Consider the following 17,364-nt stretch of genomic DNA (forward strand, 5'->3'; position numbering starts at 1 on the left):
ACACTTGCTTCGCACAGCCCCAGTTGCTGGAAGATGTTCAAAATAGCCGCATATTTTACCTGTTATGCACGCATATTCCCAGTGTAATGCGATGATTCATTGAGATTTGATCTAAGGCAAACCAATTCTACGTTTTACTTCACACAGCGAAGTGTTTTACGACATAATGCAAGTGCGTGATTTAAGGAGTGTAAATGGTCGATTTTTGTATCAACGGCGGTGGTATGGTGGGTGCTGCACTAGCGCTTGGTCTTGCTCAGCAACAATACAAGGTGGTGGTAATTGAGCCTTACTTGCCAAGTGCTTTTAACGAAAGTGACGGTCCAGATCTTCGCGTTTCGGCCATTAGTGAATCGTCTGTCACACTTCTTAAAGCACTAGGCGCGTGGGATTACATTAAGGCTAAGCGTGTAAAGCCCTATATCGGTTTAAGTGTATGGGATGACCCACAACATCGTACTGACTTCACCGCAGACAGTATTGATGTTGAGCAACTTGGCTATTTTGTCGAAAATAGGTTGTTGCAGTTAGGCTGTCTAGAAGCCCTTGAGCATTACGACAATGTCACCGTGATTAGCGGCACTAAAGTACAATCACTCTCGCTCGGCGACACCGCTAATGTCACTTTAGATAATGGCAATAGTATTGAAGCTCAGTGGCTTATAGGAGCAGATGGCGCTAATTCTCAAGTGAGACAAGCGGCAGGCATCGGCAGCACAGGGTGGCAATACGCACAGCAAGCGATGGGGATTACCATAAAGTTAGACAAGCCCGTTGACGCAATAACATGGCAGCAATTTACCCCCAGCGGGCCGAAAGCCTTTTTGCCCATGTTCGATAATTATGCGTCTCTTGTGTGGTATGACAGTGCTGATGAGCTTAAACGTCTTAAAAGTTTGAACAATACGCAGCTTTCACAAGAAGTCATCAATGCATTTCCTCACGAATTAACCCAAAACGACAATCGATTCACTATTGTCGATAAAGCTATCTTTCCACTAACGCGTTCTCATGCAAATAGTTATGTAAAAGGCTGTTGCGTGCTACTAGGCGATGCGGCACATACTATTAACCCTTTGGCCGGGCAGGGGGTAAACTTGGGCTTTAAAGATGTAGAAACTTTCTTGTCGGTTACCGCAAATCATGCACCATTAGATTCTTTGGAGTTTGCAAAGGCGCTCTCGCGAGATTTCGAATCACCAAGGCGGCGCGATAACCTTGTGATGATGACTGCAATGGATGGCTTTTATACCTTGTTTAGTAATGATATAGCCCCCATTAAATGGATAAGAAATCAGCTTCTTTCAGTAGCGCAAAACATTGAGCCTGCAAAGAAGCAAGTACTTAAGTACGCGATAGGAATACGATAATGGAAGTATTAATTTTGTTGGCAGTGCTTTTTGGTGCATTGGCCATAGTAATACCTTTGATTGAGCGCTCTAAAATGCGCGTGAGTAACGAGGACGCAGCGAAGTGGGCAAAGTGGATTTGGCCGCTAATGGGGATTTTACTCATTGCCCAGTTATTAAGGCTTATTTTCTCTTGATAAAGTGATCATGCCTTCGTTCTCCAGTGCAGTTAAATCAGCTACTGATGAAGGTAATGGCAATGCTGTGCATTCAACAATATCAGTCACTCCTACCCATGTCGCTTTACCTGAAGTTTTCGCTGCGTATAGGCTCTGATCGGCAGCGTGAAAAATGGTATCTAGTGGGCTTACAAGCTGGCGCTTTCGCTCACTTTCACAAGCAAAGGGAAAGCAGGCAAACCCAACACTACAGGTGACTGACTTAGTTTGTCCCTCATCGAGTACAAATGGTATTTGTTTGATGTCGCTGACTACGCGCTCTGCTAATAAAGTGGCGTTTTGCCGGTCGATAAACCGTGCTACTGCAACAAATTCTTCACCGCCCCAGCGAATAAGATAATCTGACCCTCGAAATATCGCTTTAAGTCGTTTTGCCGTTTGTTGTAATACCTTGTCGCCAGCGATATGACCATAGGTATCGTTGATCTGTTTAAAATTGTCCAAATCGATGACAAAAAAGCATAAATCGGCTTCTTGCGGTCGTACATTGTTGCTATGTTGATATTTGCGCAATGCAGTAGTGATGTCGGCATCTATGTGGCTTTCAAGAAAGCGTCGGTTATGTAAAGAAGTTAACTTATCAGTAAGGCTCATTGCTGCAAGCTCTTCATTCGCTTTTTTGAGCTCTGCAGTTCGTGCACTTACTTCTTGTTTTAATTGTTTAGTGTATTTCGACTGAGCTCGACGAGAGTAAATCAAAAATGCTAAAAGCCCTAACAGAAGCACAATTAGAAAGAGAGTTTGTCGGCTTTCTCTTTCGCTTTGAGCCTGAACCTGCTGGGTAGCTTGCTGTTGTTTTAACAGCTCAATTTCGTTCGCACGACGAATGAACTCGGTTTGGGCTTGAGTAGAAGCAAGCGCATCAAGTCTTTTTTGATTGAACAGCGATTCGTCTAATTGCTTTTGCTGTTTTAATGCCTGGTAGGCTTTATTGACCTCTTCTAACGTTTCTAGCGTGGTAACTTTTAGCGCCAATAGTTGTGACACTTGGTGCAGTTCGCCCATTTCTTCAGCAAGGGGAATCGCCTGTTCGATAAGGGCTAACGCGTTGTTATAGCGTTCTTGCTGAGTATAAATTTCAATAAGCGTTTGATATCCGTCTAGCAGTAAACTTTTGTATTGCCCTTGTTCAGCGCGCTCAATGACTCCCTTTACCATGACTTCAGCGTCAAGTAAGTTGCCTTGTTTAACTGCCAAGTCACTTAAGCCAGAAAGCGCCCAGTCGATGTCTCGTTTAGCACCTATTTCGACAAAGAGGGAGTGAGCACGCTGCATGTAGTGTGAAGCAATGTCGTAATTGCCTATTTGCATATTCACATAGCCAATTTTGTAACTGCTGTAGGCAATGTCTTTTTTGTTGCCACTGGCTTCATCGATGGTAAGCGCTTGTTCAAAATAGCTAAGTGCTTGTTCGTAATCGCCCATAACACGCCGAATATCACCAAGGTTATATACCGCAGATGCAATGCCTTGTTGATTGCCAGATGCATAATTCGACTCAAGTGCTTTTTGATGATAATCAACAGCCTCGTTAAATTGCCCCATTTTCTCAAGAACAACCCCAAGACTATTATTGATGCTGGCCATATCCTGTTCTGAGCCGTTTGATTGGAAAACCGCTAATGCCATATAAAGATATTCAAGTGCAACAGTGTAATTAGATTGGTAGCGGTAGGTTAGCCCTATTTGGCGATAGGTTTTCGCGGCAGCTAGCTCATTATTGGTATCTTGGTACAGGGCAAGAGCGCGGTTGAGCCATTGTTGTGCGTCTTTGTAGTCGTTGCGTTCCATAGCAATTTTGCCGAGTTGGAATAACGTGTCGGCCTCAAGTTGCGTGTCGCTTTGTTGCTCGGCTCGTTGAAGCAATGCTATGGCTTGTTGCTGCGCCTCGTCTAGCTTGCCCGCTTCGCGTAATTGCACAATATCGTCGGTGGGCAACGCGAAAGCCGGTAGTGTTCCCAGCAATAGAAAGGTAAGTGTAATAGCAACGCGTAAAAGCAACTTCATGACACCGCGAATACAAGAACGAATTCGTAAGTATAATCTGAAATAAACGTGAGCACTACTTTATGTCTGGTACCTGCGGCGCGATGAACTTCTAGATACTCATCGGCAGAGCAAGTAACCGCGATGTTGAACCGGTGAGGACAGCAGATTTAAAACAAAGTGCTCAGCGAATGCTGAGCACTTGAAATGGAGTGTTAGGCTGCCTGTTGTAGTTGCGGCTCGGCAATATGAGGAGCTTGCTGGTGATTAGTAGCCAGCTTTTCATAAAGTAGCGGTAACACGATTAGTGTAAAGAACGTACCAATCAGCATGCCCGCAACAAGTATGATACCGATGCTGTTTCGTGCCTCGGCCCCCGCACCTGTTACCAATACCAACGGGAAGTGACCTAATACAGTGGCGCCCGTTGTCATTAAAATGGGACGGAGTCGAGTAGCTGCAGCGTCTTTAACAGCATCAAGTTTACTTTTGCCCGTTAGCTGTAATTGATTGGCAAACTCAACAATTAAGATACCGTTTTTGGCTATAAGACCAATTAGCGTGACCAGACCAATTTGGCTGTAAATATTAATGGTTGTAAGTGACAAAAATGGCAGCATTAATGCGCCAGCAAGTGCTAGTGGTGCGCAACCAAGCAGAACAACAAGGGGATCTCTGAAGCTGTTAAACTGAATGGTTAGTAAGAAGTAAACAATGATCAATGCAACGCCCAACACCCCTAACATGGTGTTACCTTCCTTGCGTAACTGCCTAGATTCTCCGGCGTAGTCTATTGAATAAGAGGGGGGGAGAATATCTGCGGCGATAGATTCTATGGTGCTAAGCCCTTGCTCTTTGGTGATATGAGGCAATACACCTGCCAGTATTCTGAATGAGCTTTGCTGGTTAAAGGAGCCCAGAACGCGCGGGCTGGTAAAGGTGTCCAGAGAAGCAAATGACGAAACCGGTACGAGTGCACCTGAGTCAGTACGTACTTTCATATCAAGTACCAATTCAGGATTATAGCGACTGTCATCATTAACAATGGGAATTACTCGATATGCCTTTCCTTCCTTGTTGAAGTAATTAACAAAGTTGGTCGACATCAATACGCTAAGTTGGTCATTGACCTCTTGAACCGATAGGCCCAAATCGGCTAGTAGGGCTTTGTTAATTTTGAGTTCGGCCTGAGGTAAATCGATTTTTAAGTCGGTATTAACAAACAGGTAGTTACCCGAAGCGTTTGCTTGGCTGATAATTTTATCTGCATACTCTTTCATTGTGACAGGGTCGTCAGTAGTGCGAAATACCACTTCAACATCAAATTGCCCGGCGGTCGGCAGTGAGGCGGGTAATATGGGAAACAAGGTAAGCCCAGTTACGCTTCTTAATCGACCGTAAAGGTCGTAAATCATATCGTGAACGGAGTGCTCTCTTTCCTCAAATGGAGCGAGTTCAACACCACCAAACCCTGCTGATGCAGTGAGTATTTGCCACGTAAATTTTGCGCCCTCAGATGCGTTTAATACTTCAACGGTGTCATTCATTCTCTGTGAAGTATATTGCTGAGAAGATTCTGGTGGGGCCTCTACCACTACATTGATGGCGCTTTGATCTTCTGTGGGCGCGAGTTCCTTTTGTGACAGCATATAAAAGGGGACGCTCAACAACGAAAATACAATAGCAATTAAGGTAATTTGAGCACGCCAATTAAAGCAGTGAGCGAGTACGCGTTGATAGCCACGTTGTAAACTGTCGAAATAGCTATTGACCTTTCTGGTAAACGGGCCTTCTTTGCCGCCTTCAGGGTTTACGTATGCACTCATAATAGGTGACAAGGTTACTGCAACAACACCGGAAATTAACACGGCAATGGCTAAGGTGAAAGCAAACTCTCTAAATAAGAAACCGGTAAGGCCCGTTAAAAATCCAATAGGCGCATAGACTGCGGCTAGGGTTAGTGTCATTGCGATCACGGGGATTAATAACTGTCGTGAACTAATCAGCGCTGCTTGAATTCGAGGTTTTCCCTCGCGCATGTGACGTGCGACGTTCTCAACCACAACAATAGCGTCATCAACAACAAGGCCAACCGATAGAACAATTGCAAGGATGGTCAACAGGTTTAGTGAAAAACCAATTGCTGAGATGACAGCAATTGCGCCTAAAACAGAAATAGGAATAGTGACCAATGGTACCAATGCTGTTCGAAATGAGCCCATCATTAACAGAATTACAATTCCCACTAGCAGTACTGTCTCAATAAGGGTTGTAAATATCTCTTTGATGGAATCTCGCATGTAAAGCGTACCATCGTAGCCCGTAGTGATGTGCATTCCTTCAGGTAGTGTGGCGTTAACGGCATCAAGCTTTTTGTACAAGGCGTCACCAATATCTATTTCATTAGCGCCTGGCAGTGCCCAAACAGCAAGAAATACCGTTGTTCTGTCGTCTAAACGCGCGGTGACTATACCCTCGGCTTCACCTAGCGTGACATCTGCGACATCGCTAAGCGTTAACTGGCTACCCGCATCGTCTCGTATGATCAATCTTTCAAAGTCTTCAACAGACGCAAGGTTAGTATTAGCCATTAAATCAATGCGTTGCTGATTATTTTCGCTGTAGCCCAAGGTAGCTATCGTATTATTGGATTGCAGAGCACTGAAAACTTCATTTGCACTCAACCCGTACACAGCTAATTTGTTGGGGTCTAGCAACACTCGCATTGCCGGATTACGACCACCTTCAAGTGTTACCTTTTGTACGCCATTGATATCGTTAAGTACCGGTACAACATTGCGGATTAGATAGTCACTGACTTCACTGCGAGTTTCATTGGTTGCTTCCACATCGAGATAAAACACGGCATAAGGACTGTCTGCTCGAACAATATCGATAGCAGGGTCCTCTGCACCAGTGGGAAGCTCGAATTTAATCTGATTAAGTTTCGTTGTCAGATCTGACAGTGCATCTGTAGTGTCATGATTAAGCTCTAGCCACGCGGTAACTTTGCTTAATCCTGCGGTTGTCACAGAATCAACGTAGTCAACACCCGGTACGGTTGAGGTAACACGTTCGATGGGCTCGGTTACATAGCCTTTAACCACTTCTGCAGACGCGCCGGTATAGACCGTATTGATAACCAGTGATGCACTTTTTATCTTGGGATATTGTTGTACTGAAATTGTATTCGCGGCATTAAGCCCCGCTAATAAAATCAATATCGAAAGGACAATGGCAAGCACTGGTCGCGTTACAAAGGCGTCCATTATTGAGGGCTTATTATCGTTAGGCATACTCATGGTTATTCTCCACTTTCGCTCTCGGCTTTGGTCGCTTGCGTGTAAACCAATAGGCCTTCTGAAAGTTTGAATGCGCCCTCTGTTGCAATAAATTCATTACCGGTAAGGCCGCTTAATATGACCTGACTGTCTTTTATTCTTTGACCAAGTTGCACTTTAATAGGGTGGGCACGCCAATCATTGTTGCTATCACGCTTTAACGCATAAACATAGTTGCCTGTGTGGTCGCGATAAATGGATGTGGTAGGCACAATAACATGCTTGCTCGGCGCGCCGTTCACTGTAACGCTAACCATTTGATTGGGGCTTAGCGCATTATTGCTATTATCCAGAAGTGCTCGGTACACAATTTGTCGCGATGTACTGTTAACTGTCGGGGTTCTCGCAATAATTCTGGCAGTCAATGCAGTACTTGATTGGCCTATGGTCGACACGGTTATCATATCGCCAATGCTTGGCTGCAGCGCGGTTTGGGGCAAAGCAAAATCTATCCATATCTTATCGCTAGTGCCTACAATCTCGGTTATTTGCGTGTTAGCATCAAGCATCTGGCCAACCTGATAGTCTTCAAGCCCTACCATTCCGTCAAAAGGCGCTACAAGGGTTTTCTTTTGAATAACAGAAGAAAGATTTTCCACTTCCGCTTCTGCGATAGACTTATCGGCTTGTGCCATATCAACGTCATTTTGACTTGTGCGATTTTGGGCAAGTAGTGTGGCCTGCCGTTTAAACTGCGCTTCTGCTAACGCTAATCTTGCTTTCGCTGCCTTTAAGTTAGCGCGTTCAATCTGGCTATCTTGACGCAGCAGTATTTGTCCTTGTGTTACCTTATCGCCTGGCGCAAAACCAACGTAAATAATAGGGCCTGCATATTCTGTGGTTATCCGCAGCGATTTAGGCGCTTTTGCTTCACCGATGACCTCGTAGCTATTTTCAATTTCCATAATTTTTGCAAAGGCACTTTGTACACTTCCCGATGGTTCGGGGAACGATTCTCCAAAAGCAATGGCTGCCTGAATTTGTTGAAACTTCAAAAACCCCAAAGAGGCAATCACAACAAAGATAAGCGCGATACTGATAAGCCAGCGTTTAATATTCATAATAGTGGTCTCAATTAGCGAAAATGTAATTCTGTAAGCAGATTCACGACGCGAGTTACAGCGTCTTGTGTGAGCGGGTGACGCCATGGGTAACTATTTATGAGGCGTATCATACTGCGAATAAGTGGGTCTGAAGGAGAAAGGGGCGCCATAATTGATGCTGTGCCCTCGACAATCTGTCGCGACTGTTGAACGCGTAATACTTGCTCGTAACCAACGTTCATTGCCCACCCACTAACGGTTATTTCTTCTATAAACTCTTCAACATTGACCGCATCTTTAAACTCATCAGCCGTAATGCCGTCTGACAAACGCGCTTTAAACGTCTGCTCGCATCGCGCACCTGCATCTATCATTTTTTGAGTCCATTGCGCTGAAGCTTTTTGGATGACCGCATCATTGGTAGCAAAAGACTCGAGTTCATTAGCAAATGGGAAGCACTGCATTTTTTCTGGAGAGAGCAAGCAAATAGCAATGACTTTCTCAGGAGTAGTAAGAGCGAGATCAAAAACGCGTTGAAAGACGGTAGAAATATGTGAAAAAGATTGGTGGGCAAGTGCCATGACAATATCTTCTTTACACTGAAAGTGTTTGTAGACAGAACCCATGGATAATTCTGCTTTTGAGGCAACGTTTGCCATTGTAAAGCTGGTAACAGACGACGTCAGAATACATTCTATAGCAGCGTTTACTATTTTTACTTGTTGTTCTTCAACGCTAAATTTGGGGGCTGGTGCCATGACTAAATCACTTTTTGAACTAAATAATGATAAGCATAGTCTTGTGACTTATGCCTTGAGATACACTTGAGTACCATTCGAATAATGTTCGAATGAAGTTCAAGTATAGTCCAAAAGTGTGTTTTGTCACCTAGTTTGTGGTGCTGGATGTATCGGTTTAGGTTTGCTTAATGGCTAGATTCAATACTAGAGGGCCATTGACCTTTAAGATCGAGCAGCACTTTGTCGATCATTGATTGGATCTTGTCAGTGTCTTCTTGCATCAGTGCAAATGCTCGTAGGCCGACAAACTGATTTTGTAACCAGTCTGCAGCGAGCTTAACTGGCGTATGTGCAGGCAGTTCCTCTTTATCTATCGCTGAGGCCACTACGTTCTCGAAACAGACCTTTGCATTCTCCATGCCCTCCAGTACGGCCTTTTTGGCCATCTCACCAATTAAGTCGAGTTCAGCGATAGATTTCACCAAAAGACATTGGCGCATATAGCGCTGCTCATTTGGATGAACAAGTGAATCTTCAAAAAAAGAGCGAAGCGCTTGAAGCGGCGAAGATGATTCAGCGACAGCATTAAGCTTTTGCTGACTTACTTGCGCATACTTATCGACGACCAATTTGAAAAGGCCTTCTTTGCTTTGAAAACGCGCGTATATGCTGCCTGGTCTCATGTCCAAAGCTTGCTGAATATCACGCATTCCGGCTGCTTGGAAACCTCGTTTCCAAAAAAGAGCAGTAGCCTTTTCGATAATATCGTCTTGGTCATATTTCATTGGCGCATACCTTATTCACGAAAGTTTTGAACATGTGTTCAATTATTGCTTGAACGATCGTTCAAGTAAACCTATTATTGTCATCAGTACAGTATAGAAGAGTGGTGGTACATACCGGCATCTCGATTTTTTGTTCACATCGATAGGAGAGTGACATGAGCGATTTTACGTTACATACAAAAGAAACAGCCCCTGAAGCAGCAAAGCCGCTACTTGATAATTCGCAGAAAGCGTTTGGCATGATTCCTAATTTGCATGCGGTAATGGCAGAGGCCCCAACGTTGCTAGAAGGCTATCAAGTACTTCATAAGCTTGCACAAGAAACGTCGTTTAACGCAGAAGAACTAACCGTTGTTTGGCAGGTGGTAAATGTAGAGCATGCTTGTCATTATTGCGTGCCTGCCCATACTGGCATTGCAAAAAGCATGAAGGTACGCGATGACCTTATTGAAGAGCTTCGCAATGACGAAACCTTGTCTGATACAAAACTTAATACGCTAAAAGAAACTGTTCTTGCTGTAACGCGAGGGAGAGGACATATAGAACAAGCTCAATTGAGCGCATTTTATGATGCGGGCTATTCTCATCAACAGTTGCTAGAAATTATCCTTATTCTTGCACAGAAGGTAATGAGTAATTACACGAATCACCTGGCCGATACGCCAGTGGATGAGCCGTTTAAAAAGTTCGATTGGTCACCGAAGTAAGAAGTTTACTAAGTGAAAACGGAAGCCTAGCTTCCGTTTTTAGTAATTAGCTTTTTACCGCCAGTGTCTTCGATTTGTTTTTGTACCCAGCTTCTCGCCTGTGTTACATCTTCAAAGAATGCCAAGTTGTCACCGGCGTCTTGGTATATGCTGCCTAAATGATTTTTGGCAAAGTTTGGAGAGTCACACTCTCCAACAACCAATGCCGTGGCCACTCGACCGTTTTCGATATCTTGTTTGACTAATTCTACTAGACGATTTTTTGCATCTGGAACATGAATAGGCTCACCGTAAATTACGATTACCACCCCCCAAGGTCCATCCGACAAATCTTGCAGAATAGTTTGTGCAGCCTGCTCGGAGCGTTTCACTGCTTCTAAATTCCAAGGCCCGCGGCCTTCTACCGTCATAATTCTTCCGTCACGGGTTACAGCGACTTCACCGTGAGGTATAAACTGCGTCACACGATAGCTCCTTAGCTTACTGTGTCACCCAAGTTAGCTGTGAGCGTAATTCATTGACTGTATCTACAGTAACAATGTCCTCATAACCTTTTTCTTGAAGCTGTTGCACTAGGTCTTCACAACTTGTGCATGTTGTGTGCTTTGCAATAGCGATTGCTTCAATGAAACAAGAAAGGTGAGAGGAAGATTCGGTATTAATCATAAAGCGCTTCTTTTACTACTTATTGGGTTTTCACTTTGTCGAATCAAAAAGACAATCTCATTACATGAGTGTTACTTTTTTATGAATAGCGAAAACACAATACAAAATCAATACTTGAAATGTATATACACTGCATATATTTTTTATATACCGAATGAATGGTGTATAGCGCGTGGAGTGGTCAGTGCCTGATAAAAACAACAAAAAGAAGAAAAAGAATAGCCAGATGATTATTCGCATCAATGATCAAGAACGCGCTGAGTTTATTTCGTTATGCGAAGATCTCGATACGTCAGCTGCGCGTGAAGTACGCCGCTTTATTCGCGAGTTCATTGCCAAACACAATGAACAAAACACGCTGTAAGTCAGCAAAACACTGAAAATAAGGATAGAACAATGGCTAAAGTTAAAAAGCTTAAGAAAGAGATTAAAGTGACAAAAGCGAAAATTTCAAAGCAAGAAGGGAAGCTTAAGAAATTGAAAAAGAAACTAAAAAAAGCGAAATAGGCAGTCAATTTTTTTCGGCTACACCTTTATTGCCGAAACGACTTGAACTTATTAGTTTTGAAGAGCGCGATAGGCGCTCTTTTTATTATCGACCTGTCATTTAAGTAAAAGCGCGAGGCGATTGTGCCACGTGTGTTGTGTAAGCACGGTTTCTTGTCCTTTTTTTACTGCTTCTAAATAAGCGTTATCTGTTGCCTTGGGTAAGGTGTGTTCAAAACCAAAAACGCCCTTGCTTGCAAATATAGACTCAGCAAATTGCGCGTGATACGACAATACGCCCGTGCCAGAGGCTAGTGCATAAAGCACTCTTTCATGCAAACCTCTTTCAAAACCTGGTGATTGATGCACAACAAAATCAGATTGTGCTATTAAAGACAGGAGTTCAGAAAACGACACACTATCTTTGTATTGATGAAAGTCACATACTTCACTGTAGCGTGTAACATCTCTCCCAATTACCGTTAGTCTTCGATTCTGATTTGCACAGTCAATAAGGCAGGCCTCTCGCTGTTTGGCGCGCAGGTATTTATCTACCGTTGCCGAAATCCGCAAAATCATTTCATTTAGCTGCGTTCGGGCTGGACCCTGTGGTGAGGGCATAACACCAATAAATTGAAGAAAGTCAGTGACAGTATGGCTGGCTTCAATGACCTGCCCAAGTTTACCCCATACAGGTGCTAATTCCTTCTTAAACGCCTTTTTGTCTATAAAGGACACTGGGAAAAGAAGAGGTATAGCACAAGTATCAGAAGCAGGCTGACTAGATGGAACTGAAAAATTGGATGGTACTGCATGAGGAAAGTAATATGCCTCGACACCACATGCGCGTAGGAAAGCTTCGTGCTCCTGCGCCACGCACAGCACCTTTACCGGTTGACCAAAAAATCTCAACATTAAATGAATTGGGTTGTCGACACAGAATACGTAGAGGGGCTTTTCTTTTGCGTAGTCTAATGTGTTGTAGTTTTCAGAAACTTCCCCAAGTCCAACACCATTGAAGCTGAAGATCATGTCATAGTCATTCAAGGGTAATATGTGAACTAGACCGTCTTTGATTGTCGACTCGCTTTGCACATTGAGAAAATCAACATCATAGCCAAGTAACGTTAAATCGTGGGCGATACCGTCTAAAAAGTAAGAAACGACCTGATATTGATTTTGCCCTGTTAGCACGAGTGCTTTCATAATTGATTGATGCTGCCACTTTTCCAAGTTGATTGATTTTACTGATGTAGTGTTTATTTTAAGCCGATCTCAAAATGCATGAAGATGCTGAAAAATAGACAATAACTCCCACATTTTTACAATATTACCGTGCGGTGTGTGTCAGTGTAAGCAGAAGTTAAGAATTTATTACAACTTTAGTCTTGTATGTGTAATTTGATTTATGATTTACTCACGCTAATGCTAGTGACTCCTCACTTCTAACAATAATAAGTCTGTTCAGACGCGCCTAGCATTTAACAGTACTCCAACGACAGAAAAAAGAAATCAGCTTTGACCACTTTGTAGTGGCTACTTTAACAAGTAGCCGAAAGGGAAAGTTGATCATGTGCAAGCGTGAAAACACACTGCGCTTTGAATAAAATTCACAACATTCAGGAACATCACAATGCAACAGGCAAAATTTAACGCTTCGGTTTTCAAGTTTTCCTTAATTGCTGGTGCAATGGCAGGCATGCCGTTTTCTTCTAGTGCGTTCGCACAGGAGCAAACCTCCATTGATGAACAAGACGTCGAACAAATACAAATTGTCGGTTCACGTCGCGTAGGTCGTACGGTTAACGACTCACCAGTTCCAATTGATATCATCGATTCGTCTTCTATTGAAGCAACAGGTCTCACAGAGACCAACATGATCCTCAATACATTACTGCCAAGTTTTAACTTTCCTCAACCCTCAATTACTGATGGTACCGACCACGTGCGTCCTGCTCAGCTTAGAGGTTTGGCGCCTGATCACACACTCGTGTTGGTGAATGGAAAACGACGCCATACATCAGCATTACTAAATCTAAATGGTTCAGTGGGGCGTGGCTCGTCTGCGGTTGATTTAAACGCCATTCCAGCTAACGCGATTAAGCGCATTGAAGTATTGCGTGATGGTGCAGCCGCACAATACGGTTCAGACGCCATTGCAGGTGTTATTAATATTGTATTGAAAGACGCCAGCGAAGGCGGTGACGTATCTGCGACCTACGGCGCGAATGTTACCTCTATGGATGGGGTTGCGAATTTAGAGAGTGTCAGTGTTGACACAGAGGGGAATTTAGCATTTAACACCGGTTCAGACCGTGACCTCACTGATGGCCAAACGTTTACGCTGCGTGGCAATATGGGGTTTGAATGGGGTGATGACGGCTTTGTTAATATTTCGGCGGAGTACCGCGACCGAGGCCAATCAAACCGCGCAGACTTTGACCCTAGGGAAAACTACGCCCGCGATGAAAACGGCGCGCTGGATGAACGAGAGCTTACAGTAAATCGCTATAACCATGTGTATGGCAATGGTGAAGTTGAAGACTACGCGCTATTTGTTAATGCAGGTAAAGCCGTGTCTAACAATGCTGAATTCTATGCCACAGCGGGGGTGAGTACTCGCGATTCTATCGGTGGCGGTTTTTATCGTCGTGCCCAAGATAGCCGAAATGTACTCGATATCTATCCAAACGGTTTCTTGCCATCCATTCAAACTGATATTACAGACATGTCAGTGCTTGCCGGCATTAAGGGTTATGGCAATGTATGGAATTATGATTTGTCGCTTACTCATGGCGGCAATGAGCTTGAGTACAGTGTGGTCAACAGCTTAAACACCTCATTAGGCCCAAGTAGCCAAACCCGTTTCGACGCAGGGGCTTTAGAATATACCACTACCATTGTTAATGCTGATGCATCTCGCTTGCTTGATACCGGATATTTCTACAGCGAGATGAACTTTGCAATGGGCGCTGAATATCGTCGAGAAAGCTACGAAATTACAGCTGGCGAAGAAAGCTCATACATTCGTGGTACGTTTGGCCCAGGCGGGGCGGTAACTGACCCTGTAAATGGCCCTTTTGGTGCCGCTGGTTCTCAGGTATTCCCAGGGTTCACACCAGCGTCTGCGGGTGACAATAGTCGTCATAATTACAGTTTTTACGTGGACCTAGAAGCCGATGTTGTTGAAAATTGGAATGTCGCAGTGGCTGGGCGCTACGAAGATTATTCTGACTTTGGCAGTACGTTTAATTGGAAAATGTCTCACCGTGTAACGTTAACCGATGCATTTGCACTGCGCGCATCTGTCTCGACAGGGTTTAGAGCACCATCACTGCAGCAGCAATACTTCACTTCAATTGCTACGGTATTTGTTGATGGCGTACCCACTGAAACCGGTACATTTGCACCGTCAAGCGATGTTGCGCAAGCGTTAGGTAGCCCGGGCTTGGATGCGGAAGAGTCAGATAACTTCAGTGCCGGTTTTACTTACTCTCCGACACCAGACTTTAACTTAACGGTTGATTTTTATCGTATTGATATTGACGATAGAATTGTACTGTCTAATAACCTATCAGGTGATGCTATTGAAGCATTGTTGGCGGGTACTGGCGCTAACCGTGCGCGTTTCTTCCTAAATGCGATTAATTCACGTACCGAAGGTGTTGATATTGTGTCGACCTATACGTTGAATACATCAAATCTAGGTGCGTTTAATTTTAACGCAGGTATTAACTTCAATGATAATGAAGTAACTGACATTCTTGATGCACCAGAAGTATTGCAAGGTGCAGGTTTCGACCAAAGCAACTTGTTCAATGATGTTGAGCTTCGTCGCTTTGAAACCGCGTCACCGGAGAGTAAGGTAAACCTTGGGGTAACATGGTCATATGACCGTTATAACGCTACCTTGCGCACCACGCGCTATGGTGAGGTTGAAGATCCTAGCTCAATTGAAGCGCGCAACGAGATTATTCCATCAGAATGGATCACTGATCTTGATGTTCGCGTTGCAATCACCGACGGTTTGAGCATTTCAGTAGGGGCGAATAACCTATTTGATGTATATCCAGAAGCGACAAGAAATCTCGTTGACGATGTGACTACATTCTCAAACATCTTCCCGTATTCAGGTTTTTCACCTTATGGGTTCACAGGTCGTTTTGTTTACACAAAAGTGAACTACGCTTTCTAAACAACACGTGCAGCACGCTAAAGGCCGATACCTTGTATCGGCCTTTTTTCATTGCGGCTTTTACTGGTTAAGGTTAATTAAGCAGCGGTGTGTCGCTAATAGAGCAACATCATCGTCAGGGATAAAAGCGTCGTAGTCTTGCTGAAGACGAGCTTGTGATTCTTTTCGCATCTTACTTCTACGTATCGCTGTCACAAAGTGGCGAATCTCCTGTTGCGTAGAAAGTTCAAGTTCTGGCACCGTCACAGGTTCGCCAGTGTCGTTTTTAGCCACCATGGTAAAAAAGCTATTATTAGTATGTTTAACTTCATTACTTTTAATGCTTTCTGTGGTTACTTTTATACCAACCACTAACGAGGTGTTACCCACGTAGTGTACGGTTGCATCTAAGTGCAAAAGGTCGCCGACTTCCACAGGTTGCAAGAACTCGACGCCATCAACGGTAACCGTTACACAGTAGGCTCCCGCATGTTTGCTAGCGCATGCATAGGCAACTTTATCCATTAGCGAAAGAATAACGCCGCCATGTACTTTGCCACCAAAATTAGCGAAAGAGGGGACCATGAGCTCGGTAAGACGAGTTCGTGAAAATGCGACGGTTCTTGCGTTCATTGATCACCTTGAATTTAAGTGAATTAGCGTACATATAAGTTCAGTATAGTATTACAGTAAGCACGACATGCGATATGTTTGCAACTAACGTAAGCTTGCGACGTGACTTCCTATTTTTCGGTGCATTTATCAATAAGGAGTTTTCTTGGCTAATTTTCACTTTTATGAACCGCAGCATGGACATGGCTTAGCCCATGATCCATTTAACGCCATTATTGCGCCGCGTCCCATTGGCTGGATTTCAACACAGTCCAAAGCAGGCGTGCTTAACCTGGCGCCCTACAGTTTTTTTAATGCCCTTAACTACACGCCTCCCATTATTGGCTTTTCCTGTGTAGGCGGAAAAAAAGACTCTTTAGTCAATGTGCAAGAAACCGGAGAATTTTGTTGGAACTTAGTGTCTAGACCTCTGGCAAGCGCAATGAATCAGACAAGTAAGTCCTTACCCCCTGAAGAAAGTGAATTTGCAATTTCAGGGCTTAAAACTGTCAACAGTAAAGTCGTATCCGTACCCCGCGTAAAAGAGAGCCTTGTGAGCATGGAATGTAAGTTGACTGACATTGTTCAACTAAAAGATGCGCGAGGTGAGGCTGTAAATAGCTGGTTTATTATGGGTGAAGTAGTGGGCGTGCATATCGATAAATCGCTAATTGAAAACGGTGTGTATAAGACACTAAAAGGCGAGCCTGTTATGCGAGGTGGTGGTGCTGGTGACTACTATAGCATCAGTGAAGCAGATTATTTTGAAATGCTGAGGCCACAATAATAGCGTTACAATAGGCAAAGACGCCTAATTTTCGGCGGTACTCGTGAGGTCTTCTTGTAAGGCCTCAATCTGTTCTAGTACTGATAAAAAGCGTTCACCAAAAGGCGTAACTTCATATTCCACTCTTGGCGGTAATTCGTGGTAGACCTGTTTTTTAAGAATGCCAAAATCTACATTGCGCTTTAAACACTGATTTAGCACTTTTGTACTCAACCCTTCAACCGAGCGTACCATTTCCCCTGGTCGATTGACGCCATTAGCTAACAATTGATACACCGTAAGCGACCATTTGCAGCCGTAAATGGTTTCGACCATGCGCGCGCTGTCTTGAGGCGGCAACTTTCTTTCAATTTGTTTTTCTTTAGTATTCATAAAGATGTACCAAAAAGTACCTACCGTACCAAATTATACTTACTATTCATTGGCTTATCTGAAGCGTAAGGTTACCA

General features: G+C 43.9%; 16 protein-coding genes. 6 read left to right on the plus strand and 10 right to left on the minus strand.

Going from position 1 to position 17,364, the window contains the following annotated elements; all coding sequences use genetic code 11:
• Positions 1–194 precede the first annotated feature (194 nt).
• Both OZ660_RS07365 and OZ660_RS07370 read left to right on the plus strand, forming a co-directional pair.
• Entirely contained in the window at positions 195–1,370 is a 1,176-nt protein-coding gene (locus OZ660_RS07365; RefSeq protein WP_274743046.1) for an FAD-dependent monooxygenase, read from the plus strand.
• The gene (locus OZ660_RS07370; protein ID WP_201284048.1) at positions 1,370–1,546 is read left to right on the plus strand and encodes a hypothetical protein; all 177 of its coding nucleotides are present in this window, start codon (positions 1,370–1,372) and stop codon (positions 1,544–1,546) included. The genes OZ660_RS07365 and OZ660_RS07370 overlap by 1 nt, the downstream gene beginning before the upstream one ends.
• On the opposite strand, the gene OZ660_RS07375 is transcribed toward OZ660_RS07370, so the two are convergent.
• From OZ660_RS07375 to OZ660_RS07395, 5 genes are all read right to left on the minus strand, one after another.
• Positions 1,526–3,595 (minus strand): tetratricopeptide repeat-containing diguanylate cyclase, encoded by a 2,070-nt coding sequence (locus tag OZ660_RS07375; protein WP_274743047.1) that lies wholly within the window; start codon positions 3,593–3,595, stop codon positions 1,526–1,528. The genes OZ660_RS07370 and OZ660_RS07375 overlap by 21 nt on opposite strands.
• A 194-nt stretch (positions 3,596–3,789) precedes the next feature.
• Positions 3,790–6,876 carry an efflux RND transporter permease subunit gene (locus OZ660_RS07380; RefSeq protein WP_274743048.1) on the minus strand — a complete coding sequence of 1,029 codons (3,087 nt, stop codon included), beginning with the start codon at positions 6,874–6,876 and terminating at the stop codon, positions 3,790–3,792.
• A 2-nt stretch (positions 6,877–6,878) separates the two neighbouring features.
• A complete protein-coding gene (locus tag OZ660_RS07385) occupies positions 6,879–7,976 on the minus strand; it encodes an efflux RND transporter periplasmic adaptor subunit (RefSeq protein ID WP_274743049.1) in 1,098 nt (365 codons plus the stop codon).
• A gap of 14 nt (positions 7,977–7,990) precedes the next feature.
• On the minus strand, positions 7,991–8,716 hold the full coding sequence (locus OZ660_RS07390; RefSeq protein ID WP_274743050.1) for a TetR/AcrR family transcriptional regulator: 726 nt from the start codon (positions 8,714–8,716) through the stop codon (positions 7,991–7,993).
• A 167-nt stretch (positions 8,717–8,883) separates the two neighbouring features.
• Positions 8,884–9,483, minus strand: coding sequence for a TetR/AcrR family transcriptional regulator (locus OZ660_RS07395; RefSeq protein ID WP_202264873.1), 600 nt, complete (start codon positions 9,481–9,483; stop codon positions 8,884–8,886).
• Positions 9,484–9,638: 155 nt separating this feature from the next.
• Between OZ660_RS07395 and OZ660_RS07400 the strand changes: the two genes are divergently transcribed.
• Positions 9,639–10,190 (plus strand): carboxymuconolactone decarboxylase family protein, encoded by a 552-nt coding sequence (locus OZ660_RS07400; protein WP_274743051.1) that lies wholly within the window; start codon positions 9,639–9,641, stop codon positions 10,188–10,190.
• Between the two features lie 26 nt (positions 10,191–10,216).
• Here the strand turns inward: OZ660_RS07400 and OZ660_RS07405 are convergent, their stop codons facing one another.
• Positions 10,217–10,654, minus strand: coding sequence for a hypothetical protein (locus OZ660_RS07405; protein ID WP_274743052.1), 438 nt, complete (start codon positions 10,652–10,654; stop codon positions 10,217–10,219).
• 16 nt (positions 10,655–10,670) lie between these two features.
• Positions 10,671–10,856: a hypothetical protein gene (locus OZ660_RS07410; protein ID WP_226433280.1), complete on the minus strand. Its 186-nt coding sequence runs from the start codon at positions 10,854–10,856 to the stop codon at positions 10,671–10,673.
• Between the two features lie 184 nt (positions 10,857–11,040).
• Here OZ660_RS07410 and OZ660_RS07415 point away from each other — a divergent pair, with 184 nt between their 5' ends.
• A complete protein-coding gene (locus OZ660_RS07415; RefSeq protein ID WP_159628111.1) occupies positions 11,041–11,220 on the plus strand; it encodes a hypothetical protein in 180 nt (59 codons plus the stop codon).
• A gap of 239 nt (positions 11,221–11,459) precedes the next feature.
• On the opposite strand, the gene OZ660_RS07420 is transcribed toward OZ660_RS07415, so the two are convergent.
• Complete coding sequence (locus OZ660_RS07420; protein WP_274743053.1) at positions 11,460–12,548, minus strand: glycosyltransferase family protein; 1,089 nt, start codon at positions 12,546–12,548, stop codon at positions 11,460–11,462.
• A 427-nt stretch (positions 12,549–12,975) separates the two neighbouring features.
• Between OZ660_RS07420 and OZ660_RS07425 the strand changes: the two genes are divergently transcribed.
• Entirely contained in the window at positions 12,976–15,537 is a 2,562-nt protein-coding gene (locus OZ660_RS07425; protein ID WP_274743054.1) for a TonB-dependent receptor plug domain-containing protein, read from the plus strand.
• 60 nt (positions 15,538–15,597) lie between these two features.
• Here OZ660_RS07425 and OZ660_RS07430 read toward each other — a convergent pair whose 3' ends face one another.
• Positions 15,598–16,149, minus strand: a complete 552-nt coding sequence (locus OZ660_RS07430) for an acyl-CoA thioesterase (RefSeq protein ID WP_202264888.1) — start codon at positions 16,147–16,149, stop codon at positions 15,598–15,600.
• Between the two features lie 145 nt (positions 16,150–16,294).
• Between OZ660_RS07430 and OZ660_RS07435 the strand changes: the two genes are divergently transcribed.
• Positions 16,295–16,915 carry a flavin reductase family protein gene (locus OZ660_RS07435; RefSeq protein ID WP_274743055.1) on the plus strand — a complete coding sequence of 207 codons (621 nt, stop codon included), beginning with the start codon at positions 16,295–16,297 and terminating at the stop codon, positions 16,913–16,915.
• A 24-nt stretch (positions 16,916–16,939) separates the two neighbouring features.
• Here the strand turns inward: OZ660_RS07435 and OZ660_RS07440 are convergent, their stop codons facing one another.
• Positions 16,940–17,287 carry a winged helix-turn-helix transcriptional regulator gene (locus tag OZ660_RS07440; RefSeq protein ID WP_202264892.1) on the minus strand — a complete coding sequence of 116 codons (348 nt, stop codon included), beginning with the start codon at positions 17,285–17,287 and terminating at the stop codon, positions 16,940–16,942.
• Between the last annotated feature and the right edge of the window lie 77 nt (positions 17,288–17,364).

This window comes from Alteromonas sp. 009811495, from assembly GCF_028865455.1.
Lineage (GTDB): Bacteria > Pseudomonadota > Gammaproteobacteria > Enterobacterales > Alteromonadaceae > Alteromonas.

Excerpts from the sequence above, each read along its gene's own strand:
- OZ660_RS07390 (WP_274743050.1), bottom strand. The coding sequence starts at position 8,716 with ATGGCACCAGCCCCCAAATTTAGCGTTGAAGAACAACAAGTAAAAATA.
- OZ660_RS07400 (WP_274743051.1), top strand. The coding sequence starts at position 9,639 with ATGAGCGATTTTACGTTACATACAAAAGAAACAGCCCCTGAAGCAGCA.
- OZ660_RS07375 (WP_274743047.1), bottom strand. The coding sequence starts at position 3,595 with ATGAAGTTGCTTTTACGCGTTGCTATTACACTTACCTTTCTATTGCTG.
- OZ660_RS07420 (WP_274743053.1), bottom strand. The coding sequence starts at position 12,548 with ATGAAAGCACTCGTGCTAACAGGGCAAAATCAATATCAGGTCGTTTCT.
- OZ660_RS07370 (WP_201284048.1), top strand. The coding sequence starts at position 1,370 with ATGGAAGTATTAATTTTGTTGGCAGTGCTTTTTGGTGCATTGGCCATA.
- OZ660_RS07425 (WP_274743054.1), top strand. The coding sequence starts at position 12,976 with ATGCAACAGGCAAAATTTAACGCTTCGGTTTTCAAGTTTTCCTTAATT.
- OZ660_RS07395 (WP_202264873.1), bottom strand. The coding sequence starts at position 9,483 with ATGAAATATGACCAAGACGATATTATCGAAAAGGCTACTGCTCTTTTT.
- OZ660_RS07365 (WP_274743046.1), top strand. The coding sequence starts at position 195 with ATGGTCGATTTTTGTATCAACGGCGGTGGTATGGTGGGTGCTGCACTA.
- OZ660_RS07410 (WP_226433280.1), bottom strand. The coding sequence starts at position 10,856 with ATGATTAATACCGAATCTTCCTCTCACCTTTCTTGTTTCATTGAAGCA.
- OZ660_RS07380 (WP_274743048.1), bottom strand. The coding sequence starts at position 6,876 with ATGAGTATGCCTAACGATAATAAGCCCTCAATAATGGACGCCTTTGTA.
- OZ660_RS07385 (WP_274743049.1), bottom strand. The coding sequence starts at position 7,976 with ATGAATATTAAACGCTGGCTTATCAGTATCGCGCTTATCTTTGTTGTG.
- OZ660_RS07430 (WP_202264888.1), bottom strand. The coding sequence starts at position 16,149 with ATGAACGCAAGAACCGTCGCATTTTCACGAACTCGTCTTACCGAGCTC.
- OZ660_RS07440 (WP_202264892.1), bottom strand. The coding sequence starts at position 17,287 with ATGAATACTAAAGAAAAACAAATTGAAAGAAAGTTGCCGCCTCAAGAC.